The sequence below is a fragment of the Mesorhizobium sp. M0239 genome (genome assembly GCF_040321815.1).
GTDB lineage: Bacteria > Pseudomonadota > Alphaproteobacteria > Rhizobiales > Rhizobiaceae > Mesorhizobium.
The window spans coordinates 40,400-61,070 of sequence record NZ_JAMYSG010000034.1; the positions used below are offsets into that span (position 1 = coordinate 40,400).

The window sequence follows — 20,671 nt, forward strand, 5'->3', positions numbered from 1 at the left end:
TTCCCCAGCCCCGCCGCCGGTCAGGGCGGAAGGGCGAATTTCCCAGAGGCAGTCGGCTACTTGATCAGCGGCAGCAACGTCTCGGCGTTGATGCGCATCTGGTCGGTGTAGAATTTCTCGGTGAGCACGCTGGAGCCGTGGTCCTGGATGAACTTCAGCTGCTCGGGCGAGATGTCGACCGGATTGCGCTCGACCATGTCGGGATAGGGGGCTGCCGGCGTCCGGTCGACGGGCGCGACGAACTCATTGGTCAGCGCGCCGTCGTAGCCGATCTCGCGCAAGGTGGCGACGATCTTCGGCCAGTCGATCTGGCCGAGGCCGGCGGCAAACCGGTTGTTGTCGGCGACATGGAAGTCGAACAAGCGCTTTCCGGCCTGCCGGATCGCGTCATAGACGTTAAATTCTTCCATGTGGATGTGATAGGCATCGAGGCAGACGCCGCATTCGGGGCTGACCGCATCGGCCAGCGCCAGCGCCTGGGCGCCGCGATTGAACAGATAGGTCTCGAAGCGGTTGAGCGGTTCGACAGCGATCTTGACGCCGACCTTCTTGGCGTGGGTGAAGCACTCGCGGGTGGCGTCGACCACCCACTTCCATTCCTCTTCCTCGGTCCCGTCAGGCACAACCTTGCCGACGGTCGCCGGAACCAGCGTGATGATCTCGCCATCGAGTTCGCTGACCATGGTCAGCACATCCTTGACATATTGAACGGAACGCTCGCGCTGGCCCTGGTTCCTGGCGGCAAGGTTGCGCTCGCCCAGCATCAGGGTCACCGCGCCCCAGCAGCGAATACCATGCTCCTTCAGCAACGCCCGGGTCTCCTTGGTCTTGTACTGCTCGGGCTCGCCGGAAATCTCGATCGACTCATAGCCGAATTTCTTGATGCGCTTGAGCGTCGTCTCCAAGGGTTCCGCGCGCATCCAGTTGTGCGTCGAAAGATGCATGGTCTGTCCTTCCCAACTCGTCTCTATGGTTCGCCTGCGACATGCATCGCCAAAAGGCGACACAAAGGTTCCTCCCCAAGGCGTTCCCAGCCTTTTCTCGCAAACTGGTTCGACCAATTGGGCCTGAAGCGAGGTCTACAGCAAATTCTCCAGATCGGCAAGAAGCGCTGGGATGCAACTTTCTCTGGGGATTATTTGCTTGATTATATTGAGATATATAGGCCTGCACCGGGTGATTTTAGGGTCTTGGTGGCGCATTGCATGGCTTGACCAAATTTCCACATTTGGTAATACCAGAATGGCGGTGCGTGCAAGCACCCGTTGAGAAAAGACCAAAGTGGCTGGCCCTGTTTCCAATCGGCGCTATGCTCGGTCGAGAGAAATGAGGGAGGATGCCGATGCCGACGACAATGAAGGGCCCTGGGCTGTTTCTGGCGCAGTTCGCGGGCGACGCCGCGCCGTTCAACTCACTGGCGTCGATCACCAAATGGGCGGCCGGTCTCGGCTACAAGGGCGTGCAGATCCCGACCTGGGACGCGCGGCTGTTCGACCTCAAGAAGGCGGCTTCTTCCAAGGCCTATTGCGATGAGGTGAAGGGCATCTGCGCGGATGCCGGCGTCGAGATCACCGAGCTGTCGACGCATCTGCAGGGGCAACTGGTGGCGGTGCATCCTGCCTATGACGCGCAGTTCGACGGCTTTGCGCCGGCTTCAGTGCACAACAATCCCAAGGCACGGCAAAAATGGGCGGTCGAACAGATGGAGTTCGGGGCCAAGGCCTCGAAGAACCTTGGCCTCAAGGCCTCGGTCAGCTTCTCGGGAGCGCTGGCCTTTCCCTACCTCTACCCCTGGCCGCAGCGGCCGGCCGGGCTGATCGAGGAAGCGTTCGCTGAGCTCGGCAAGCGCTGGAAGCCGATCCTCGATGTCTATGAGGATAATGGCGTCGATATAGGCTACGAGATTCATCCCGGGGAAGACGTGTTCGACGGCGCCACCTTCGAGATGTTCCTCGATGCGGTCGGCGGCCACAAGCGCTGCAACATCAATTACGATCCGTCGCATTTCCTGCTGCAGCAGCTCGACTATCTCGAATTCATCGACATCTATCACGAGCGCATCAAGGCGTTTCACGTCAAGGACGCAGAGTTCAACCCGACCGGCCGGCAAGGCGTCTATTCCGGCTATCAGAGCTGGACCAACCGTGCCGGCCGCTTCCGTTCGCTGGGCGACGGACAGGTGGATTTCGGCGGCATCTTCTCCAAGCTGACACAGTATAATTATGATTCCTGGGCGGTGCTGGAGTGGGAGTGCTGCCTGAAGCATCCGGAGGACGGCGCGGCCGAGGGCGCGCCTTTCATCGAGCATCACATCATCCGAGTGACCGAAAAGGCATTCGACGATTTCGCCGGTGGCACCACCGACAAGAAGTTGCTGCGCGCCATGATGGGAATCTGACGCGGTTTCCCCTCCCCTCGAGGGGAGGGTGGCCCGAAGGGCCGGGAGGGGTCGGTTCATGCCGAACTCTGCCTCAACGACCCCACCCGATCCGCTGCGCGGATCGACCTCCCCTCAAGGGGAGGTGAGCAACAGCGAGGAGCAAGATATGGTCGGCGCATCGAAGTCGGAAACGGGAGGCGGCCCGATCCGCTATGGCATGGTCGGCGGCGGGCAAGGCGCTTTCATCGGCGCAGTGCACCGGATCGCGGCGCGGCTGGACAATGATTTCGTGCTGGTTGCCGGTGCTTTGTCAGCCGACCCGGCCCGTGCCAAGGCCTCGGCCGCCGAACTGGGGCTCGACCCCGCACGCAGCTATGCATCCTATGCCGAGATGGCCAAGGCCGAGGCGAAGCGCCCCGATGGCATTGAGGCGGTGGCCATCGTCACGCCCAACAATGTCCATGTGCCAGCGGCAAAAGCTTTCCTCGAGGCCGGCATCCACGTCATCTGCGACAAGCCGCTGGCGACGACGCTCGCCGAAGCAAAAAAGCTTGCGGCGATAGTCGAGAAGACCGGCAAGGTGTTCGTGCTGACGCACAACTACACCGCCTATCCGATGATCCGCCAGGCGCGCGAGATGGTCGCCAAGGGTGTGCTCGGCGACATCCGCATCGTGCAGTCCGAATATCCGCAGGACTGGTTGACCGAGGACCTTGCCGCGACAGGCCAGAAGCAGGCGGCGTGGCGCTCCGACCCCAAGCAGGCAGGCGCCGGCGGCGCGCTGGGCGATATCGGCACGCATGCCTACAACCTCGCCCGCTTTGTCTCGGGGCTGGAACTGGACTCCCTGTCGGCCGATCTCGACGCCTTCGTGCCGGGCCGGCTACTCGATGACAACGTCAACGTCATGCTGCGCTTCAAGCCGGTCGGCAAGACGCACCCGGCCAAGGGCATGATCTGGGCAAGCCAGGTGGCGCCCGGCCATGAGAACGGGCTGAAGCTGCGCATCTATGGCTCGAAGGGTGGGCTGGAATGGGTGCAGGCCGACCCGAACTATCTCTGGTACACGCCGTTCGGCCAGCCGAAACAACTGATCACCCGCAATGGCGCCGGCGCGCTGCCGGTGGCGGGCCGTGTCAGCCGCGTGCCGTCAGGCCATCCCGAGGGCTATCTCGAAGGTTTCGCCAACATCTACCAGGAGGCCGCGCGCGCTATCCGCGCGGCACGCCGCAAGGGCGGCAAGCCGGCCAAGGACGTCGTCTTCCCGACCATCCAGGACGGCGTCGAGGGCATGGCCTTCATCGAGGCCTGCGTGAAGTCATCGAAGAAGAATGGGGCGTGGACGAAGCTCTGAAATAGAGGCGGTCCGGGGGATCCAAGGGGAGGGGGGCGTCGATGAAAATCGGCATGTGCATGTTCTTATGGACGACGGCCGTGTCCAAGACACACGAGCCGCTGTTGCGCGACATCAAGGCAACCGGTTTCGATGGCGTTGAGATACCGATCTTCGCCGGCACGCCCGACGACTACAAAAAACTCGGCGAACTGCTCGACCGCATCGGACTGGAGCGGACCGCGGTTTCAGCGATGGGCGATCCGGCGATGAACCTGATCTCGGCCGATGCGGCAACGCGCAAGGCCGGTGTCGATTATATGAAATGGGCGATCGACTGCGCCGATGCGCTTGGCGCCAGCACGCTGAGCGGCCCGCTGCATTCGACGCTCGGCGCCTTTTCCGGCGCTGGGCCGACGGCGGCCGAGAAGAAGCGCTCGGTCGCCTCGCAACGCGCCATCGGTGACCATGCCGGCAAGAGGAACGTCACCATCGGGCTCGAGGCGCTCAACCGCTTCGAATGCTATCTCCTCAACACGATGGCGGACCTGTCGGAGCATATCGACGCCATCGACCGGCCGCACATCAAGGCGATGTACGACACCTTCCACGCCAATATCGAGGAGGCCGACCCGATCGGTGCCTACACAAAACACTGCCGGAATGTCGTGCATATCCACATCTCCGAGAACGATCGCGGCGTGCCCGGCCGCGGCAACATTCCGTGGAAGGAGACATTCTCGGCCATCCGCAAGAGCGGCTATGACGACTGGCTGACGATCGAAGCCTTCGGCCGTTCGCTCAAGGATTTGGCGGCGGCGACCAAGGTGTGGCGCGACTTTTCCGAGAGCCCGGAAGCGGTTTATCGAGATGGGTATAGGCATATCAGGAACGGGTGGAGGAAAGCCGCTTAGGCACCCTTCGTCATGGTGGGACGGAGCAAAGCCTTCCAACACACCTGCCGCCGCGTTCCTTCACACCCCCCTCTGTCCTGCCGGACATCTCCCCCGCAAGGGGGGAGATCGGATGTCCGTCGGCCTTCGCTAATCTTCGGCGTTGGAAGGACGGCGCCGTCAGCGGAACCGCCCAATCTCCCCCCTTGCGGGGGAGATGGCCGGCAGGCCAGAGGGGGGTGCTGTCCCGCCGACTTTTCGCCCAATTGTGCACCACAGGACGATCACCCCTGCTCGGCCTGGATCCTGTTGTAGTCGTGGATCGTCTGGCTCAGCCGGCGGCGCAGGAAGTTGGAGATGTTGTCGAAGATGAAGACAACGGCCAGGATCAGCAGCACCATGTAGAAGACGTTGGCCCAGTTGGAGTTGGTGCGCATCGCTTCCCACAGTTTCAGGCCGATGCCGCCGGCGCCGACGGCGCCGATGATGGTCGCGCCGCGGGTGTTGGATTCCCACTGGTAGAGCGTCTGGCTGATGAACACCGGCACCACTTCCGGCAGCACGCCGTAGCGCTGCACCAGAAGGCCGTTGGCACCGGTCGAGATGATGCCCTCGCGCGGCTTGTCGTCGATGTTCTCCAGCGCCTCGGAATAGGTTTTGCCGAGCGTGCCGATCTCGGTGAAGAAGATGGCCGCACTACCAGCCAGTGGTCCCGGCCCGAAGGCGCGGGTGAAGAACAGCGCCCAGATCAGCATGTCGATGGAACGCATGAAGTCGAAGAAGCGCTTCAGCACCTGGTTGACCAGCCGGCTTGGCGTGATGTTGCGAGCGGCGAAGAAGGCCAGCGGAAAGGCGACGATGCCGCCCAGCATGGTGCCGAGAAAGGCCATGACGATGGTCTGCAAGAGCTTGGTCCAGACGTCGCCATGTTGCCACTGGGCGTTGTTCCAGATGTTGTCGCCGGCCAGTGCCAGGTTGGAGGTACCGGGTTTGAGTTCGGGCCCTGACACGATCAGCGAGGCGACTTCGCCTGCCGACTTGCCGAAGAACGGCGAGCGCGTGTCGAAGACGAAGTTTGCCCAACCGAGAAAACGCTTGCGTATCCTGACGCGGTCAACGGCGACGCGGGCCTCGCCGGCAAAGCCCATGTCGGCGACCACCTCGTCTTCATGCGCGGTGATCCAGCCGGGAACCGGTCCGGAGATCAGCGGCTTGCCGGTGCCTAGTCCGACCGCAACAGTCTCACCGTTGGCAATTATCGTCGCTTGCGTCTTGTTGAAGGTGATCGACTTGGCTGTGCCGTCGATCAGGATCGTCACAGAACCATCGGCATTGGTCTTGACCCAGTCCGGATTTGGATTCGGGCCGAGCACCGAGAAGCGTGGATATTTGGCGGTGATCTGCGGCTCATCGAGGCGGAAGATCGGCTGCACGTCGTAGCTGATCCACTGGGTCAGAAACAGCGGCAGGCGCTCCCAGTGCGATTCCCGCATGACCTGCGGCAGATTGAAGAACCACAGTGCGTAGAGAAGGTAGAAAAAGATGCCACCAAGCAACAGCAGCGGCCCGAAGCGTTTTTGGAACGGCCGCTTGAACACCTGCGGAAAGCGCTCCTCGATCGACTGGATTTCATCGGCGGTCATCGTCGTCATTCACGGGCTCATAGCAAAAGCCTGCTCGCCGACCAGCTTGCGGCGCAGCCAGGCGGAAAACTGGTCGACGATGAAGATCGTCGTGAACAGGAGCAGCACCAAGGCTATCGTCTTGGCGCCGAAGCCGCGCGATATCGACAGCTTCAGTTCCTCGCCGATGCCGCCGCCGCCGACCGCGCCCATGATGGTGGAAATGCGGACGTTTATTTCAACGCGCAGCAGCGTGTAGGACATGAAGTTGGGCAGCACCTGCGGCAGGCCGGCAAAGCGCACCCGCTCGAACCAGTTGGCGCCGACCGCCCTCAGGCCCTCCTCGGCGCGCATGTCGATATTCTCGTTGATCTCGTAGAACAGCTTGCCCAGCGCACCGATCGAATGCAGGCCGATGGCGATGATGGCGGCGATCGGCCCGATCGAGACAATGGCCGCGAACAGGCCGGCGATGACGATCTCGGGAAAAGCGCGCAGCAATTCCATGAAGCGCTTGACGATCAGCCTCAGCACCGGATGCGGCGTCAGATTGCGTGCCGCGATGAAGGAAAACGGCACGGCAAAGACGAAGCCGATGAAGGTCGAGACCAGCGCCACGTTCAACGTGGTCAGCATCAGTTCGAAATATTCAGGGATATAGAAACTGCCCCAGACATAGGCGCGGCCAAGCGGGAAGTTGAATTCCTGGGTGCCGGTGTCATGCGGGGATGCGATGTCGAACATTGCCCGCCAGACATCGTTCCAGTCCTTGGGGACGAGCCAGCTCAGGAAATCCAGCAAATGCGGCAGCCGGTCGAAGAAATGTCCGGCATTGGCCTCGTCGGCGAACCACATGGTGCCGCCGAGCGCGACAAAGAGCAGGCCGACACCGATGGCGGTGTAGAGTCGGCGCAAGGACGTCTGGCGACGCCAGGCGTCGGCCATCTGGTGAGTGGCGCCGGAGGGAGCTGTCACGGAAAGGGTCATGATCGGACATGCAAGAAGGGCGGCGTTTTCTCGACGCCGCCCTTCCTGATTTTTGCCGTTAGCCGCCGATGGCTGCCTTACGGGCTTCGACGATGACGTTGTAGAAGTCCGCTTTGACCGGGACGTAGCCGGTGAAATCGCCGCCTTCGACGCCTTCGAAGCAAGCCTTGTCCTTCTTGGGCAGCTGCGTGAAGAAGTCGGCGAGCTTGGCGGTCATGTCGTCGCCGAGCGCGGTGCGCACGACCAGCGGGCCGTTCGGGATCAGGCCCGAGCGCCAGACTTCGACGAAGTCGTTGGGGTCGACGGCTCCCTTGGCGACTTCCTTGTGGAAGGTGCCGGAGGTGTAGCCGTCCTTGAAGTCGCCGATGCCGGAGGAATCATCCACCGCCACGTCGACCTTGCCGTCACGCACGGCCAGGACGTTGTTCTCGTGGCCGCCGTTGAACTGGGTCGAAGCGAAGAAGGTTTCGTTCGAAGCGCCGGTGTCCTTCGGGATCTGGGTCAGCGGGATCAGATAGCCGGAGGTCGAATCCGGATCGGCGTAGCCGAGCTTCTTGCCCTTGGCCGACTTGATGTCGGTGATGCCGGAGGACTTCAGCGCCAGGCCAATCGAATAGTAGCCGGTGGCGCCGTCGGTCTGCTGGGTGGTGAGGATCGGGGTGACAGCCTTCGGGTCCTTGAGAGCGACGCTGGCATAACCGGAAGCGCCGAGTTCGGCGAAGTCGAGCGTGCCGCCGAGCAGACCCTGGATCACGCCGTCATAGTCGGCGGCGGGGAACAGCGAAACCTTTTCGAAGCCGAATTCGGCCTTCAGATGATCGGCCAGGCACTGGTAGTTGCGCAGCCGGTCGGTTTCGTTTTCACCGCCGAGAATGCCGACGCGAAATTCCTTCATATCGGCGGCGTGGGCCATGCTGGTCGCCGTGGCGAGCACCGAAACGGCGCCAAAAACCATTTTCCTGAACATTGGATATCTCTCCTGTAGGTTCCGGCCCCGCGCCGGCAGCGTTCTTGAGTTTGACTGGCGCCCTTGACGTGGGCCGGCGATCCCAACCGCTCTCAGTACCCTGGGAATGCGGGTTCGAGCGGTCCGGCGGATGCGGCGAACTTTGGCTTGAAGGCAACGCTGGTCGAGGTGATGGCCTCGGAGATGTCCTGGCCATTGCTATCGGCGCCATAGACGAGACGCACGGCCTCGCGGTTGAGCTCTTCCGGCGGTCCGTCGAACACGACCTTGCCGGCGGCCATGCCGATGATGCGGTTGCAATAGGTGCGGGCGGTATCCAGCGTGTGCAGATTGGTGACAACCGTGATGCCTTCGCGCAAATTGATGTCCTGCAGCGAATCCATCACCACCTTGGCGTTGAGCGGGTCGAGCGACGCGATCGGCTCGTCGGCAAGGATCACCCTGGGCTGTTGCATCATGGCGCGGGCAATGGCGACCCGCTGCTGCTGGCCGCCAGACAAGGTGCCGGCGGGCTGAAGTGCTGTACGGGCGATGTCGAGCCGTTCGAGTGCTGCGACCGCCTCGGCGCATTCGGCGCGGGAAAACATGCCGAACAGGTTGGTGATGGTCGAACGGTGGTTCAGTTTGCCGAGCAGCACATTGGTCAGCACGTCGAGGCGCGGCACCAGGTTGAACTGCTGGAAGATCATGGCGCAGTCGCGCTGCCAGCGCCGCAGCGGCGAGCCGCGCAACTGGGAAACCTCGGCGCCGTCAAAAAAGATCGACCCCTGGCTGGGATCGATGAGGCGATTGATCATGCGCAAAAGGGTCGATTTGCCGGCGCCCGAACGGCCGATAATGCCAACCATCTGACCCTGCGGGATCGCGATGTTGATGTCGCTGACGGCGGTGTTCTTGCCAAATCGTCGGGTGACACCGCGGATTTCGAGCGTGGCAGAGGTTGCTGGCATGGGGCAGGTTCCAGTCCGGACCATATTGATCGTCAGGCTCTCGCCTAACGCAGCCACATGAACCTGCCGTGTCGCGGTGATGTCAGTTTTGTTACGCTCCACAGGTGTGGAGTTACGGCCGGCCCAGGACCAGCAGGTCCTCGAAGTGCTCCATGTCCCTGAAACTGCAGAAGGCCGGAGCTTTGATTTCGATGACGGGAGCCTGCTGTTCGAAGAGCTTGAGAGAGTCGTCGAACAGATCCTGCCATGCGGCCACCCGATCGTCCGCAAGACGCTGGATCTGATAGGCGAAAGTGATGTGGAAGACGTATGCGTCGTGATCGGGATGCCGGTAACCGAAAGGTACCGCCAGCGCGTCGCGCCAGGCGCGCATGATGCGCAAATCGTCGTCAGTCGCACCGGCAACGGTGAGGCCGGTCGGCAGAACTTCGACCACCTTGATGTTGAACGGGCCGAAGCCCTCGAAGCCCTTCAGCCGCTCCAGATAAAGGCGGGTCATGGCGTCGATGCTGGTGTCGAGAGGCACGTCCTGCGGCCAGTAGGGCAGTCGCCGGCGATATTCGATGATGCCCTGGAACAGCGTCATGTGCAGGCTGGAGACGGGCGTAAAGGCGAGCTGGTCGGCGTCTTGCATGGCCAGCATCCGGTCGCGCACGGCAAGCACGACAGCCTCGGACGGCGAACCGCTGACGAGATGACTGACGACCGTGTTGCCGGGCTCGATCAGGAAATTGCCCGACGTGTCGTAGCGCGTGCCGAGATGAACCGGTGGCTTCGGATTGGAGCCGGCAAAGAATCCGGCGAGCGACGGTTTGACGGAAACAGACATTGCGATCTCCAGGGAAAGGCCGCGTCCCGCCCGGGCGATGTGTCAGGGATATGAAACCGGTCGCCCATGACGATGATGTGATGGCCTACCCGCCGTATTTCTCCAGGAACGCCTCGGCCGAAAGTTCCCGGAAATCGTCGAGCGAAGCGCGCAGCCTGGCATGGTCCCAGTCCCACCAGGCAAGCGCCTGATAGCGCTCTGCCGTGCGGCGATCGAATCGCTCACGGATCGGTTTTGCCGGCACGCCGGCGACGATGGTGTAGGGGGCGACATCCTTCGACACGACAGCGCCGGCGCCGACCACGGCGCCATCGCCGACGGTGACGCCGGGCAGGATGGTCGAGCCATGGCCAAGCCAGGTGTCGTGGCCGATGGTGACGCGCCTGGCACGGCGCTGGGCGAAGAACTCGCTCTCGTGCTCGGCGTCGTCCCAATAGTCCGAGGCGCGATAGGTGAAATGGTGCAGCGTCGGCCGCCAGGTCGGATGATTGGTGGCGTTGATGCGCACGCTGGCGGCGATGTTGGCGAACTTGCCGATCGTCGCGCACCAGACGGCGCAGTCCTGCATCATGTAGGAATAGTCGCCGAGTTCGCTCTCCGACACCCGGCTGCGGTCGGCGATCTCGGTCCAGCGGCCGAGCGTCGAGTTCTGCACGTTCGCCGTCGGGTGAACCAACGGCGTTTCCGAAAGCTTTCTCGTCATGCTGCGATTTTTCCGGGAGCGAAAGCGGTGACGTCGATGATGCGGTCGGCAACCGCCTCGCGCACGTCGTGGTCGTGGAAGATGCCAAGCAGGGCGACATCAGCCGCCTTCTTGGCGGCGATGAGTTCGATCACCACGTCGCGGTTCTTGGCATCGAGCGAAGCTGTCGGCTCGTCGAGCAGCAGGATCGGGTGCTCGGTGATGAAGCCGCGTGCGATGTTGACGCGCTGCTGCTCACCGCCGGAGAAGGTCGCCGGCGGCAATGCCCAGAGTTTCTCCGGCAGGTTGAGCTGCGCCAGCAAGGCGCGTGCCTTGCCTCTAGCTACTTCGCGGTCCTCGCCGCGCTCGACCAGCGGTTCGGCGACGACATCGAGCGCCGAGATGCGCGGCACCGTGCGCAGGAACTGACTGACATAGCCGATCGTTTGCCGGCGTATGGCAAGCACGGTGCGCGGGCTGGCGGTGGCAAGGTCGATCAGCCCGTCATCATGGCTGACGATGATCTGGCCCTCGTCAACGGCATAGTTGCCGTAGAGCATCTTCAGGATCGAGCTCTTGCCGGCGCCGGACGGGCCGCCGAGCACGGTGCATTCGCCGGCCCTGATCGAGAACGAGACACCGGCGATAACAGGCAATTTGATGCCGTCGCGCAGATGCATGGTGAAGCTCTTGGCGACGTCTGAGACAACGAGGGGCGTCGGCATCAGAAGGTCCTCCAATCGCTGTTGGTTTGCGGGCCAGCACCCCCCTCTGGCCAATGCAATTGCATGTGCGGAATAACGGTGAAATCTCGAAGCGGGTGTTTGCGAGGTGTCGGCGCGAGGCACCCCCCTCTGTCCTGCCGGACATCTCCCCCGCAAGGGTGGAGATTGGCAGCTTCACCCGCAGCGCTTTTCTTGCAGCCTTGGTAATTGGTGAACGCAGCAGGGACAGCCGATCTCCCTCCTTGCGGGGGAGATGGCCGGCAGGCCAGAGGGGGGTGCCTCGCGCCAAGGTTTCGCGAACACGCGCTTTGAGACTTCATCGTCAAACCTGCAGAATCGAGGAAACGAGCAACTGCGTGTAAGGCGCGCGCGGGTCGTCGAGCACGCGGTCGGTGAGACCGCTTTCGACGACGCGGCCGTCCTTCATCACCATCATGCGCTGCGACAGAAGCCGCGCCACGGCAAGGTCGTGGGTGACTACGATGGCCGCGAGACCAAGGTCGGTGACCAGCCCGCGCAGCAGGTCGAGCAGGCGCGCCTGGACCGAGACGTCGAGGCCGCCGGTCGGCTCATCCATGAACACCAGCCGTGGCCCGGTGACGAGGTTGCGGGCGATCTGCAGGCGCTGGCGCATGCCGCCGGAGAAGGCGCGCGGCTCGTCGTCGATGCGGTCCTCGTCGATCTCGACACGCGACAGCCAGTCGACGGCGGTGGCGCGGATCTTGCCATAGTGGCGGTCGCCGACCGCCATCAGCCGCTCGCCGACATTGGCGCCGGCCGACACCGTCATGCGCAGGCCGTCGGCCGGGTTCTGGTGAACAAAACCCCAGTCGGTGCGCATCAGGAAGCGGCGCTCGGCCTCGCTCATGCGGTAGAGTTCGCGGAACTGGCCGTCGCGCATGCGGTAGCTGGCGGTGCCGGAACTGGGCAACAGCCGGGTCGACAGGCAGTTGAGCAATGTCGTCTTGCCGGAGCCGGACTCGCCGACGACAGCCAGGACTTCACCCGGCCACAGGTCGAAGGAGACGTTGTCGCAGCCAACGCGCGAGCCGTAGAATTTGGAGAGCGCCGAGACGCGCAGCAGCGGTTCGTCGGTCATTGCGCCGGCTCCATGTTTCCTGGGGCAAGATGGGTTTCCGGGGCGAGGTGGCCGTGATGGCCGTCCGCCCGCCGCTTCTCGCAATGGTCGGTGTCGGAGCAGACGAACATGTGACCGCCATGGTCGTCGAGGATGACCTCGTCGAGATAGACATTCTCGGCCGCGCACAGCGCGCAGGGCTGGTCGAAAGTCTGCACCTCGAACGGATGATCCTCGAAGTCGAGGCTGACCACTTCGGTGAAGGGTGGCACCGCATAGATGCGCTTTTCGCGCCCGGCGCCGAACAGCTGCAAGGCCGGCGAGCGGTGCATCTTGGGATTGTCGAATTTCGGCGTCGGCGACGGGTCCATCACATAGCGGCCCTCGACCTTGACCGGATAGGCATAGGTGGTGGCGATGCGGCCGTGCTTGGCGATGTCCTCGTAGAGCTTCACATGCATGAGGCCATATTCCTCCAGCGCATGCATTTTTCGCGTTTCGGTCTCGCGCGGTTCGAGGAAGCGCAGGGGCTCCGGGATCGGCACCTGGTAGACCAGCACCTGGCCCGCAGTCAGCGGATGCTCGGGGATGCGGTGGCGGGTCTGGATGATGGTGGCGCTGGCAGTATCGGTGGTCACCGCAACATTGGCGACCTTCTTGAAGAAGGCACGGATCGACACCGCGTTGGTGGTGTCGTCGGCGCCCTGATCGATGACCTTCAGCATATCGTCGGGGCCGATGATCGAAGCGGTGACCTGGACGCCGCCGGTGCCCCAGCCATAGGGCATCGGCATTTCGCGCGAGGCAAACGGCACCTGGTAGCCGGGAATGGCGATGCCCTTGAGGATCGCCCGGCGGATCATCCTTTTGGTCTGCTCGTCGAGATAGGCGAAGTTGTAGGTGGCGATGTCGGTCATGGCGATCACATCCACATTGTGCTATTGAATTGGCGTCCAGGACGCGGAAACAGGGGCGAAATCGGATGACCCAGACCGCTTGGCTGCATATCGGAATTCTGCTGCTGGCGTTCGTCGGCGTGGTCGCGTTTATCCTCCGAAGAATGGTTTTTCCCGCAGCCAGGGAAGGCGCGCATGGCGAGAGCGTTGGCATCGGCGGCGGCTACAGTGGCGGGCATGGCGACCATTCGCACGACAGCGGTGGCGGTGATGGCGGGTCGGGCGACTAGGCTCATTCCGCCGCCTCCTTCTTGTCTTCCAGCATGTCGGCATTTCCGCGGGCGTCGTATTCGGCGCGCATACGGCGCACGAGGTCGAGTTCGGCCTGGAAGTCGACATAGTGCGGCAGCTTCAGATGTTCGACGAAGCCGGTCGCCTGGACGTTGTCGGAATGCGAAATGACGAACTCCTCGTCCTGGGCCGCGGCGACGACATCCTCGCCGAGCTCCTTCGCGCGCAGCGCCCGGTCGCACAGCGCCATCGCCATCGCCTTGCGCTCGCTCTGGCCGAAGACCAGGCCGTAGCCGCGGGTGAATTGCGGCGGCGCCTTGGCCGAGCCTTTGAACTGGTTGACCATCTGGCATTCGGTGACGCGGACAGTGCCGAGCGGCACCGCGAAGGGCAGCTCGGGCACGTCGAGCTCGAGCTCGACCTCGCCCATGCGGATCTCGCCGACGAAGGGATGGTTGCGGGCATAGCCGCGCTGGGTGGAATAGCCGAGCGCCAGCAGAAACCCTTCATCGCCGCGTGACAGCGCCTGCAGGCGGATGTCGCGCGCCATCGGGAATTCGAGCGGCTCGCGGGTGATGTCGCCGGGGACGTGATCCTGCGGCATGTCGCCGTCGGGTTCGATCAGGCCTTCGCGGTCGAGGATCGCCGATACGCGCGGCATGGCTTGCGCTTCCGTCTCGCGCAGCAAGGGCTGGGCGACGTCAGCGCCGGCGGCAAGCTCGGGATCGAGCAGCCGGTGGGTGTAGTCGAAAGTGGGCCCGAGCAACTGGCCGCCGGGCAGATCCTTGTAGGTCGCCGACACACGTCGCTCGACCAGCATCCCGGCGGTGTCGATGGGCCTGGAGTAGCCGAAGCGTGGCAGCGTGGTGCGATAGGCGCGCACCAGGAAGATCGCCTCGATCATGTCGCCGCGCGCCTGGACGATGGCGAGTGCGGCCAGTTCACGATCATAGAGCGAGCCTTCGCTCATCACCCGATCGACGCCGAGCGCCAGCTGCTCGACGATCTGGTCGAGACGTAGTGCCGGCAGCGAACGGTCGCCGCGGCGGCGGTCGGCAAGCAGGCTGTGGGCGTTGGCGATTGCGGCTTCGCCACCTTTCACCGCGACATACATCTTACGCCTCCATCGTCTTGATGCGCGTCGTGCGCGGCAGGCAGGCAATGCCATCAGCGGTGGCGAGTATGATGTCGACGCCTCTGGGAAAGCGCTTGATGTTCTGTTTCCACTGCTCGACGAAATGGCGCGGCATCTGTGCCGGCGCGATCGTGGCGCTGGTTTCGATGCCGGGACCTTCAAGCAACAGCGGCGTGCCGGAGACGAGATCGCCGACTTGCAGGATCAGCGTGGTCGAACGGTCGGGATAATCCTGCGTGCCCTGCGAAAAACCATCGAGCGACATCATCTCGGCCGGGGCCGCGATGAAGGCGAAATGCGCATCGGCCGGTGTGTTGGCCACGGGCGCGCCGGTGTGGAACCCAAGCCAGGATCTGATCGCGGTGGAAGCTTGCAGGGCCGGGTCGAGCCAGAGCGGGGTGTCGTTATCGCACAGCGCCAGTGCGATGGCGCCGGCGGCCGCCGAGAGCGGCGCCGGCGGGCGGGCGAAGGCCGGCAGCGGCTGCACGCTGCCTGGCCGCGCCATTGCGTCCATGACGGCGCGGAACACCGTCTGGGCATTGAAGACCGGATCGGCGAAACCGCCCTCTATCGATTGCGCTGCAATGTCCATCAGTCTTCTCCGCGAACCATGGTGAAGAAATCCACCTTCGTTGCCGCCGTCTCGGCGCGGCGTTTTTCATGCGCTGCGGTCAGAGCCGACCGCAGGGGCGCTATCAGTCCGGTCTCGACTTCATTGCGGCGGGCAGGGTCCTGCCACAGCGCGTCGGCGATGGCCGCCAGCTTCGCCTTCTGCTTGTCGCGGCCAAGCGCATAGCAATGTCCGACCTGCCCGGAGGGCAGCCGGACGGTGGCGCGGGTGACGGTCGCCTCGCCGACGTTGAAGGGCGCGCCGCCGCCGCCGATGCGGCCGCGCACGGTGACCAGCCCGGTCTCGGGGCCGCGCAGCAGTTCTGCTTCCGAAGGCAATCCGGCTTCATTCCAGAGCCGGACGATGTCATCGCCGCTGGATTGCGCCAGTGTCGCCATGGCGGCCTTGCGCTCGGCCTGGTCGCGGGCTTCCTGTCCTCGCATCAGCAGCATTCCTCTTTGTCAATTTGTCTATTGATATAGACAACTATACAAATTATACCTATTATCTAATGCGTGTCCATGACGGGTGGATGACAGCGATATAAGACTGGGCGCTGGAAGGTTGGGGCAATGATAGTCGGGCGGCTGGCAGCGGACAGCATCGAGCGGCGCAGTGGCGTTTCGCTGTGGCGGCAGATCGCCGACAAGATCCTGCATGCGATCGCCATCGGCGATTTCACGGAGAATGCAGCGTTGCCGCCGGAGGTGGCGCTGGCAGAACGCTATGGCGTCAACCGTCACACGGTGCGCAGCGCCATATCGGCCCTTGTAAGGGAAGGCGTGCTGCGGGCCGAGCAGGGGCGCGGCACCTTCGTACTGTCGCGCAAGCGGCTGTCCTATCCGATCGGCGCGCGCACACGCTTTTCGACAGGGCTGCAAGGGCAAACGACGGAACGGCACATCGTCCTGCTCGCCTCGTCGATCGAGCCGGCCAGCCAGCGCGTTGCCGAGGGCCTTGGCCTTGCCAGGGGAGCCGATGTGATCCGGTTGGAAACGCGCGGCGAAGCCGACGGACGGCCGGTGTCGCGTGCTGCCGGCTGGTTCGAGGCCCGGCGCTTTGCCGGCATCGATGCCGCGATGGCGCAAACCGGCTCGATCACCGCATCGCTGGCGCGTTTCGGCATCGACGACTATCTCCGGCAATCGACCGTGCTGTCGGCGCGCCATGCCGATGCGGCGGACCTTGCCGACCTCGACCTGCTGCCGGGCGCCATCGTGCTGGTCACGGTTGCCGTCAACGTCACGCCGGACGGCCAGCCGATCCAGTTTTCCGAGTCGCGCTTCCCGGCCGAGCGGGTGGAGCTGAAGCTGTCGGCGCTGTAGCTAACGTCGTCATCCTTGGGCGAAGCAGGAGCGCAGCTCCGTCGCGGAGACCCAAGGATCCATGCCGCGATCTCGGGCGAAGAGCGCAGCGGCGCAGAATTCTGCACCGAAGCAACGCTCTCAGGTCACGGCATGGATCCTATGGTCTGCGCCGCGTCGCTTCGCTCCTCGCTCCGCCATAGGATGACGAAGCGATGGATGTTGCGGCTAGTCGCCAAAGCATCAGATCTACCAAGTTGGGCGCTCAACGATCTCCGAATTCGTGTCGAACAGGCGCCTCTATCCGACCTCGATCACAGCCTTGATCAGGCCGGATTTCTCGTGTGCCCAGCGGGCGAGATCGCGCGGCGTGCCGGCGAGTGTGGTGCGGTGTGTGACGAGCTTGGCCAGGGGCACGGCGCCGTTGCGGATCGAGGCGGCGACGTGATCGAAGTCGGCGCGCAGCGCGTTGCGGCTGCCGATCAGCGTCATCTCGCGCTTGTGGAATTCCGGATCGGAAAAGCTGATGTCGTCCTTGACGACGGAGACCAGCACCAGCGTTCCGCCATGCGCGACATGGGCGAAAGCCGACTGCACCGATTGGGTGTTGCCGGTGGCGTCGAAGACGACATCGAAGCCTTCGCCTGATGTCGCTCCCTTGACCAGATCGGGCACCGCGCCGCGCGACCCGTCGAGGGTCTGGAAACCAAGCTCATTTGCGGCGAAGGCGAGCCTTTCACTGCTCATGTCGAGCAGCGTCACGTCGAGCCCGGCGATGCGGGCGAAGATGGCGGTGCCGAGCCCGATCGGGCCAGCGCCGATGACCAGCGTGCGGGCGCCGGGGTCGGCGCGGGCGCGCCGCACTGCATGCGCGCCGATGGCCAGGAACTCGACTGCGGCGGCGTCGGCCAGCGAAAGGCCGTTGGCGGGATAGAGATTTTGCGCCGGCACCAGAATCCGTTCGCACATGGCGCCGTCTCGATGCACGCCCAAGACCTCGATCCTGACGCAGCAATTGGGCTTGCCGTGCCGGCAGGCGATGCACTTGCCGCAGGAAAGATAGGGGTTGATCACCACGGGCTCACCAACGGCAAGATCGACGCCGTCGCCGGCCTCGACGATCGTTCCCGACACCTCATGGCCCATGATGCGGGGATAGGCGAGGAACGGGTGCTTGCCCTCGAAAATGTGGTAGTCGGTGCCGCAGATGCCGACATGGCTGACCGCCACCAGCGCCCAGCCGGGAGGCGGTGCCTCTGGTGCGGGCCGGTCTTCAAGGACAAGATCGCCGGGCGAACGGCAGAGGACGGCTTTCATGCGCTAATCCAGTCATGAAATCGCCGGCCCGTTGGTGTGGCGGGCCGGCGGTTGATTGCGGGATCGCTACTTGCCGCGGCGGCGCAGGCCGTCGAAGTAGACGATGATGATGATCAGCGCGCCAGTGATGATGCGCTGCCAGAACGAGTTGACGTTGAGCAGGTTGGCGCCGTTGTTGATGGTGGCCAGGATGAAGGCGCCGAGCAGCGGCCCATGCACCGAGCCGACGGCGCCGAACAGCGAGGTGCCGCCGATGACCGAAGACGCGATCGCCTGCAGCTCCCAGCCCTCGGCCTGCGTCGGGTTGCCGATGCCGATGCGGGCCGCCAGCAGCACGCCGACAAAGGCGGCGCACAGGCCCGACAGCGTGTAGGCCATGTAGATGGTGCGCTGGACATTGACGCCGGACAGGCGCGAGGCCTCGGCGTTGGAGCCGACCGAAAACAGGTATCGGCCCCAGCGGCTGTGGTGCAGGAAAATATAGGCCGGAATGCCGACCAGGATCACCATCCAGAACAGGTTGGGGATGCCGATGAAGGAATTGCGCGAGAAGGCGGTGAAGGTGTCGCTGTTGATGTTGATCGAATTGCCGTTGGTCATCAAAAGGCCGATGCCGCGCAGCGAGGTCAGCGTTGCCAGCGTGATGATGAAGGGCGGCAGGCCCATCTTGACGATGCCGAAGCCGTGGAACATGCCGATGGCGACGCCGACCAGCAGCGTCACCAGAATGGCGAGCCAGATGGGGAAGCCGGCATTGATCATCATGGCCACGACCACGGTGGCGAAACCGACCACGGCGCCGACCGACAGGTCGATGCCGCCGGTGATGATGACGAAAGTCTGGCCGACCGCCATGATGGCGATCATCGAGCCCTGGCGCAAGAGATTGGCCATGTTGTTGGCGGAGGCGAAGCTCGTCGTCGCCACGGAGAGAAGGATCCAGAGCAGAACCAGCAGCGCCAAAAGCGTCAGCCCAAACAGGACATTATAGTTGCGCTTCGGTTTTTCGACGGCAATCGCCTCGGTGCTCATATTTGTCCTCCCAGCTTTTCTTGTTTCTCGGCGAGCGCCTGAGTAAGAATATCCTCGTGGCTGGCGGCGTGAAAACCGTGCGTCGCCACCAGTTTGCCGCGCCGGAACACATGCAGCGTGTCGGCGAGTTCATAGACTTCCGGCAGATAGGACGAGATCAGGATGATGCCGGCGCCCTTTGACAAAAGTGCGCCGAACAGGCGGTAGATCTCGGCCTTGGTGCCGACATCGACGCCGACCGTCGGCTCGTCGAAGATGAACAGCTTGGCGCCGTGCGCCAGCCATTTGCCGATGACGATCTTCTGCTGGTTGCCGCCCGACAGGCTGGATGCCAGCGCGCCGCGCGTCGGTGTCTTGATGCGCAGATCGGCGATCTGGCGATCGGCTTGCGTCTTCTCCTGCGTGCTCGAAATCAGCAGATTGTTCGAGATACGCTTGTAGATCGGGAGGTTCAGGTTGAAGCCGACCGGCAGGTTGAGGCAGAGGCCCTGGTCGCGGCGGCTCTCCGGCGCCAGCGCCATGCCGAGCTTGATCGCGTCATGCTCGGAATTGACCTGCACCTCCTTGCCTTCCCAGAGGATCTGGCCGGCGGATTTGCGGTGGCGGCCGTAAAGCGTGGTGACGAACTCGCTGCGTCCGGCACCGATCAGGCCATAGAGTCCGACGATTTCGCCGGCGCGGACCGTCATCGAGACATTTTCGAAGCCCTTGCCGGACAGGCTCCTCGCCTCGATGATGGCGGCGCCCGGCGTGAAATGCTCCTTATGATAGACCTGCTCGATCGAGCGGTTGATCATCATCTTGACCAGCTCGGCATCGTTGGTCTCGGCGATGTTGCGGGTGCCGACCAGCGTGCCGTCGCGCAGCACGGAAACACGGTCGGCGAGCTCGAACACTTCCTCCATACGGTGGCTGATGTAGATGATCGTCACGCCTTCGCCCTTCAGCCGACGGATCAGGGTGAAAAGCTGGTCGGCCTCCTTGCGGGTGAGGTAGGCGGTCGGCTCGTCGAAGATCAGGAATTTGGTGCCGCGCACGGTGGCGCGGGCGGCGGCTATCAACTGCTGCTGGCCGATGGTCAGGTCGCCAAGCGTGACATGCGCCGGCAGGTCGAAACCGAGGTCGTCGATGATCGTCTGCGCCTGCCTGACCATGGCGCGCTGCTGCAGGATGCCGAAGCGTGAATTCTCCTCGCCTAGGAACATGTTGGCGGCGACCGTCAGGTGACGGCACAGCACGACTTCCTGGTGCACGGCATTGATGCCGAGCGCCATCGCCTCGTGCGGCGTGGCCAGGGCGGCCGGTTGGCCCTCCCAGGCGATCTCTCCGGAGGTGCGCGGCATGACGCCGGTCAGAAGCTTGATGAGCGTGGATTTGCCGGCGCCGTTCTCACCGACGATGGCGTGTATCTCACCGGACTTGAAGGCGAGGTCGACCGGCTTCAGCGCGTGGGTGCCGGGATAGCGCTTCTCCAGCCCGCGCAATTCGAGGATGGTCCGCCCCGGTTCCAGAACGGGTGTGGGATGCAGTTCCTGCGCCGTCGAAATCATGACAATCCTCCCAGATTGGCCTCCCGGATTGGCTTCCCAGGCTGGCCTCACGATTGGCACGCGGCGAGGCAAGGATATGCCTCGAAAACA

21 protein-coding genes are annotated in these 20,671 nt (G+C 63.5%); 5 read left to right on the top strand and 16 right to left on the bottom strand.

Features of this window, described 5'->3' with window-relative positions:
• Positions 1-56: 56 nt before the first annotated feature.
• Entirely contained in the window at positions 57-944 is an 888-nt protein-coding gene (locus tag NKI99_RS28245; protein ID WP_023812461.1) for a sugar phosphate isomerase/epimerase family protein, read from the bottom strand.
• Positions 945-1,342: 398 nt separating this feature from the next.
• Here NKI99_RS28245 and NKI99_RS28250 point away from each other — a divergent pair, with 398 nt between their 5' ends.
• The 3 genes from NKI99_RS28250 (at position 1,343) to NKI99_RS28260 (ending at position 4,627) form a co-directional block, all read left to right on the top strand.
• Complete coding sequence (locus NKI99_RS28250) at positions 1,343-2,398, top strand: sugar phosphate isomerase/epimerase family protein (protein ID WP_128304518.1); 1,056 nt, start codon at positions 1,343-1,345, stop codon at positions 2,396-2,398.
• Positions 2,399-2,546: 148 nt separating this feature from the next.
• The gene (locus tag NKI99_RS28255; RefSeq protein WP_127295124.1) at positions 2,547-3,734 is read left to right on the top strand and encodes a Gfo/Idh/MocA family protein; all 1,188 of its coding nucleotides are present in this window, start codon (positions 2,547-2,549) and stop codon (positions 3,732-3,734) included.
• Between the two features lie 41 nt (positions 3,735-3,775).
• On the top strand, positions 3,776-4,627 hold the full coding sequence (locus NKI99_RS28260; protein ID WP_352612894.1) for a sugar phosphate isomerase/epimerase family protein: 852 nt from the start codon (positions 3,776-3,778) through the stop codon (positions 4,625-4,627).
• 263 nt (positions 4,628-4,890) lie between these two features.
• Here NKI99_RS28260 and phnE (NKI99_RS28265) read toward each other — a convergent pair whose 3' ends face one another.
• From phnE (NKI99_RS28265) to NKI99_RS28305, 9 genes are all read right to left on the bottom strand, one after another.
• Positions 4,891-6,258: a phosphonate ABC transporter, permease protein PhnE gene (gene phnE / locus NKI99_RS28265; protein WP_352612895.1), complete on the bottom strand. Its 1,368-nt coding sequence runs from the start codon at positions 6,256-6,258 to the stop codon at positions 4,891-4,893.
• Positions 6,259-7,215: a phosphonate ABC transporter, permease protein PhnE gene (gene phnE, locus NKI99_RS28270; RefSeq protein WP_352612897.1), complete on the bottom strand. Its 957-nt coding sequence runs from the start codon at positions 7,213-7,215 to the stop codon at positions 6,259-6,261.
• Between the two features lie 58 nt (positions 7,216-7,273).
• Positions 7,274-8,182, bottom strand: a complete 909-nt coding sequence (phnD, locus tag NKI99_RS28275) for a phosphonate ABC transporter substrate-binding protein (RefSeq protein ID WP_352612899.1) — start codon at positions 8,180-8,182, stop codon at positions 7,274-7,276.
• Positions 8,183-8,274: 92 nt separating this feature from the next.
• Positions 8,275-9,132: a phosphonate ABC transporter ATP-binding protein gene (gene phnC, locus NKI99_RS28280; protein WP_352612900.1), complete on the bottom strand. Its 858-nt coding sequence runs from the start codon at positions 9,130-9,132 to the stop codon at positions 8,275-8,277.
• Between the two features lie 112 nt (positions 9,133-9,244).
• Entirely contained in the window at positions 9,245-9,961 is a 717-nt protein-coding gene (locus NKI99_RS28285; RefSeq protein ID WP_352612902.1) for a DUF1868 domain-containing protein, read from the bottom strand.
• An 85-nt stretch (positions 9,962-10,046) separates the two neighbouring features.
• Positions 10,047-10,664 carry a DapH/DapD/GlmU-related protein gene (locus tag NKI99_RS28290; RefSeq protein WP_352612904.1) on the bottom strand — a complete coding sequence of 206 codons (618 nt, stop codon included), beginning with the start codon at positions 10,662-10,664 and terminating at the stop codon, positions 10,047-10,049.
• On the bottom strand, positions 10,661-11,368 hold the full coding sequence (gene phnL / locus NKI99_RS28295) for a phosphonate C-P lyase system protein PhnL (protein ID WP_352612905.1): 708 nt from the start codon (positions 11,366-11,368) through the stop codon (positions 10,661-10,663). The genes NKI99_RS28290 and phnL overlap by 4 nt, the downstream gene beginning before the upstream one ends.
• Before the next feature lie 322 nt (positions 11,369-11,690).
• Positions 11,691-12,467, bottom strand: a complete 777-nt coding sequence (gene phnK / locus NKI99_RS28300) for a phosphonate C-P lyase system protein PhnK (RefSeq protein ID WP_023760811.1) — start codon at positions 12,465-12,467, stop codon at positions 11,691-11,693.
• Entirely contained in the window at positions 12,464-13,363 is a 900-nt protein-coding gene (locus NKI99_RS28305; protein ID WP_352612907.1) for an alpha-D-ribose 1-methylphosphonate 5-phosphate C-P-lyase PhnJ, read from the bottom strand. Before NKI99_RS28305 ends, phnK begins: the two co-directional genes overlap by 4 nt.
• Positions 13,364-13,428: 65 nt before the next feature.
• Between NKI99_RS28305 and NKI99_RS28310 the strand changes: the two genes are divergently transcribed.
• Positions 13,429-13,632 (top strand): hypothetical protein, encoded by a 204-nt coding sequence (locus tag NKI99_RS28310; protein ID WP_023812473.1) that lies wholly within the window; start codon positions 13,429-13,431, stop codon positions 13,630-13,632.
• A 2-nt stretch (positions 13,633-13,634) separates the two neighbouring features.
• Here the strand turns inward: NKI99_RS28310 and NKI99_RS28315 are convergent, their stop codons facing one another.
• The 3 genes from NKI99_RS28315 to phnG are packed head-to-tail and all read right to left on the bottom strand — an operon-like array spanning position 13,635 to position 15,821.
• Positions 13,635-14,747, bottom strand: a complete 1,113-nt coding sequence (locus NKI99_RS28315; RefSeq protein ID WP_023812474.1) for a carbon-phosphorus lyase complex subunit — start codon at positions 14,745-14,747, stop codon at positions 13,635-13,637.
• Between the two features lies 1 nt (position 14,748).
• Entirely contained in the window at positions 14,749-15,360 is a 612-nt protein-coding gene (gene phnH / locus NKI99_RS28320; RefSeq protein WP_023812475.1) for a phosphonate C-P lyase system protein PhnH, read from the bottom strand.
• Positions 15,360-15,821 carry a phosphonate C-P lyase system protein PhnG gene (gene phnG / locus NKI99_RS28325; RefSeq protein WP_023812476.1) on the bottom strand — a complete coding sequence of 154 codons (462 nt, stop codon included), beginning with the start codon at positions 15,819-15,821 and terminating at the stop codon, positions 15,360-15,362. Before phnG ends, phnH begins: the two co-directional genes overlap by 1 nt.
• Positions 15,822-15,953: 132 nt before the next feature.
• On the opposite strand from phnG, the gene phnF reads away from it, so the two are divergent.
• A complete protein-coding gene (phnF, locus tag NKI99_RS28330; protein WP_023812477.1) occupies positions 15,954-16,703 on the top strand; it encodes a phosphonate metabolism transcriptional regulator PhnF in 750 nt (249 codons plus the stop codon).
• 279 nt (positions 16,704-16,982) lie between these two features.
• Here the strand turns inward: phnF and NKI99_RS28335 are convergent, their stop codons facing one another.
• The 3 genes from NKI99_RS28335 to NKI99_RS28345 form a co-directional block, all read right to left on the bottom strand.
• Positions 16,983-17,999 (bottom strand): zinc-binding alcohol dehydrogenase family protein, encoded by a 1,017-nt coding sequence (locus NKI99_RS28335; RefSeq protein ID WP_023812478.1) that lies wholly within the window; start codon positions 17,997-17,999, stop codon positions 16,983-16,985.
• Positions 18,000-18,065: 66 nt separating this feature from the next.
• Positions 18,066-19,031 (bottom strand): ABC transporter permease, encoded by a 966-nt coding sequence (locus NKI99_RS28340; RefSeq protein WP_023812479.1) that lies wholly within the window; start codon positions 19,029-19,031, stop codon positions 18,066-18,068.
• A complete protein-coding gene (locus tag NKI99_RS28345; protein ID WP_352440832.1) occupies positions 19,028-20,581 on the bottom strand; it encodes a sugar ABC transporter ATP-binding protein in 1,554 nt (517 codons plus the stop codon). The genes NKI99_RS28340 and NKI99_RS28345 overlap by 4 nt, the downstream gene beginning before the upstream one ends.
• Between the last annotated feature and the right edge of the window lie 90 nt (positions 20,582-20,671).

Excerpts from the sequence above, each read along its gene's own strand:
- NKI99_RS28245 (WP_023812461.1), bottom strand. The coding sequence starts at position 944 with ATGCATCTTTCGACGCACAACTGGATGCGCGCGGAACCCTTGGAGACG.
- NKI99_RS28250 (WP_128304518.1), top strand. The coding sequence starts at position 1,343 with ATGCCGACGACAATGAAGGGCCCTGGGCTGTTTCTGGCGCAGTTCGCG.
- NKI99_RS28255 (WP_127295124.1), top strand. The coding sequence starts at position 2,547 with ATGGTCGGCGCATCGAAGTCGGAAACGGGAGGCGGCCCGATCCGCTAT.
- NKI99_RS28260 (WP_352612894.1), top strand. The coding sequence starts at position 3,776 with ATGAAAATCGGCATGTGCATGTTCTTATGGACGACGGCCGTGTCCAAG.
- phnE (WP_352612895.1), bottom strand. The coding sequence starts at position 6,258 with ATGACGACGATGACCGCCGATGAAATCCAGTCGATCGAGGAGCGCTTT.
- phnE (WP_352612897.1), bottom strand. The coding sequence starts at position 7,215 with ATGACCCTTTCCGTGACAGCTCCCTCCGGCGCCACTCACCAGATGGCC.
- phnD (WP_352612899.1), bottom strand. The coding sequence starts at position 8,182 with ATGTTCAGGAAAATGGTTTTTGGCGCCGTTTCGGTGCTCGCCACGGCG.
- phnC (WP_352612900.1), bottom strand. The coding sequence starts at position 9,132 with ATGCCAGCAACCTCTGCCACGCTCGAAATCCGCGGTGTCACCCGACGA.
- NKI99_RS28285 (WP_352612902.1), bottom strand. The coding sequence starts at position 9,961 with ATGTCTGTTTCCGTCAAACCGTCGCTCGCCGGATTCTTTGCCGGCTCC.
- NKI99_RS28290 (WP_352612904.1), bottom strand. The coding sequence starts at position 10,664 with ATGACGAGAAAGCTTTCGGAAACGCCGTTGGTTCACCCGACGGCGAAC.
- phnL (WP_352612905.1), bottom strand. The coding sequence starts at position 11,368 with ATGCCGACGCCCCTCGTTGTCTCAGACGTCGCCAAGAGCTTCACCATG.
- phnK (WP_023760811.1), bottom strand. The coding sequence starts at position 12,467 with ATGACCGACGAACCGCTGCTGCGCGTCTCGGCGCTCTCCAAATTCTAC.
- NKI99_RS28305 (WP_352612907.1), bottom strand. The coding sequence starts at position 13,363 with ATGACCGACATCGCCACCTACAACTTCGCCTATCTCGACGAGCAGACC.
- NKI99_RS28310 (WP_023812473.1), top strand. The coding sequence starts at position 13,429 with ATGACCCAGACCGCTTGGCTGCATATCGGAATTCTGCTGCTGGCGTTC.
- NKI99_RS28315 (WP_023812474.1), bottom strand. The coding sequence starts at position 14,747 with ATGTATGTCGCGGTGAAAGGTGGCGAAGCCGCAATCGCCAACGCCCAC.
- phnH (WP_023812475.1), bottom strand. The coding sequence starts at position 15,360 with ATGGACATTGCAGCGCAATCGATAGAGGGCGGTTTCGCCGATCCGGTC.
- phnG (WP_023812476.1), bottom strand. The coding sequence starts at position 15,821 with ATGCGAGGACAGGAAGCCCGCGACCAGGCCGAGCGCAAGGCCGCCATG.
- NKI99_RS28335 (WP_023812478.1), bottom strand. The coding sequence starts at position 17,999 with ATGAAAGCCGTCCTCTGCCGTTCGCCCGGCGATCTTGTCCTTGAAGAC.
- NKI99_RS28340 (WP_023812479.1), bottom strand. The coding sequence starts at position 19,031 with ATGAGCACCGAGGCGATTGCCGTCGAAAAACCGAAGCGCAACTATAAT.
- NKI99_RS28345 (WP_352440832.1), bottom strand. The coding sequence starts at position 20,581 with ATGATTTCGACGGCGCAGGAACTGCATCCCACACCCGTTCTGGAACCG.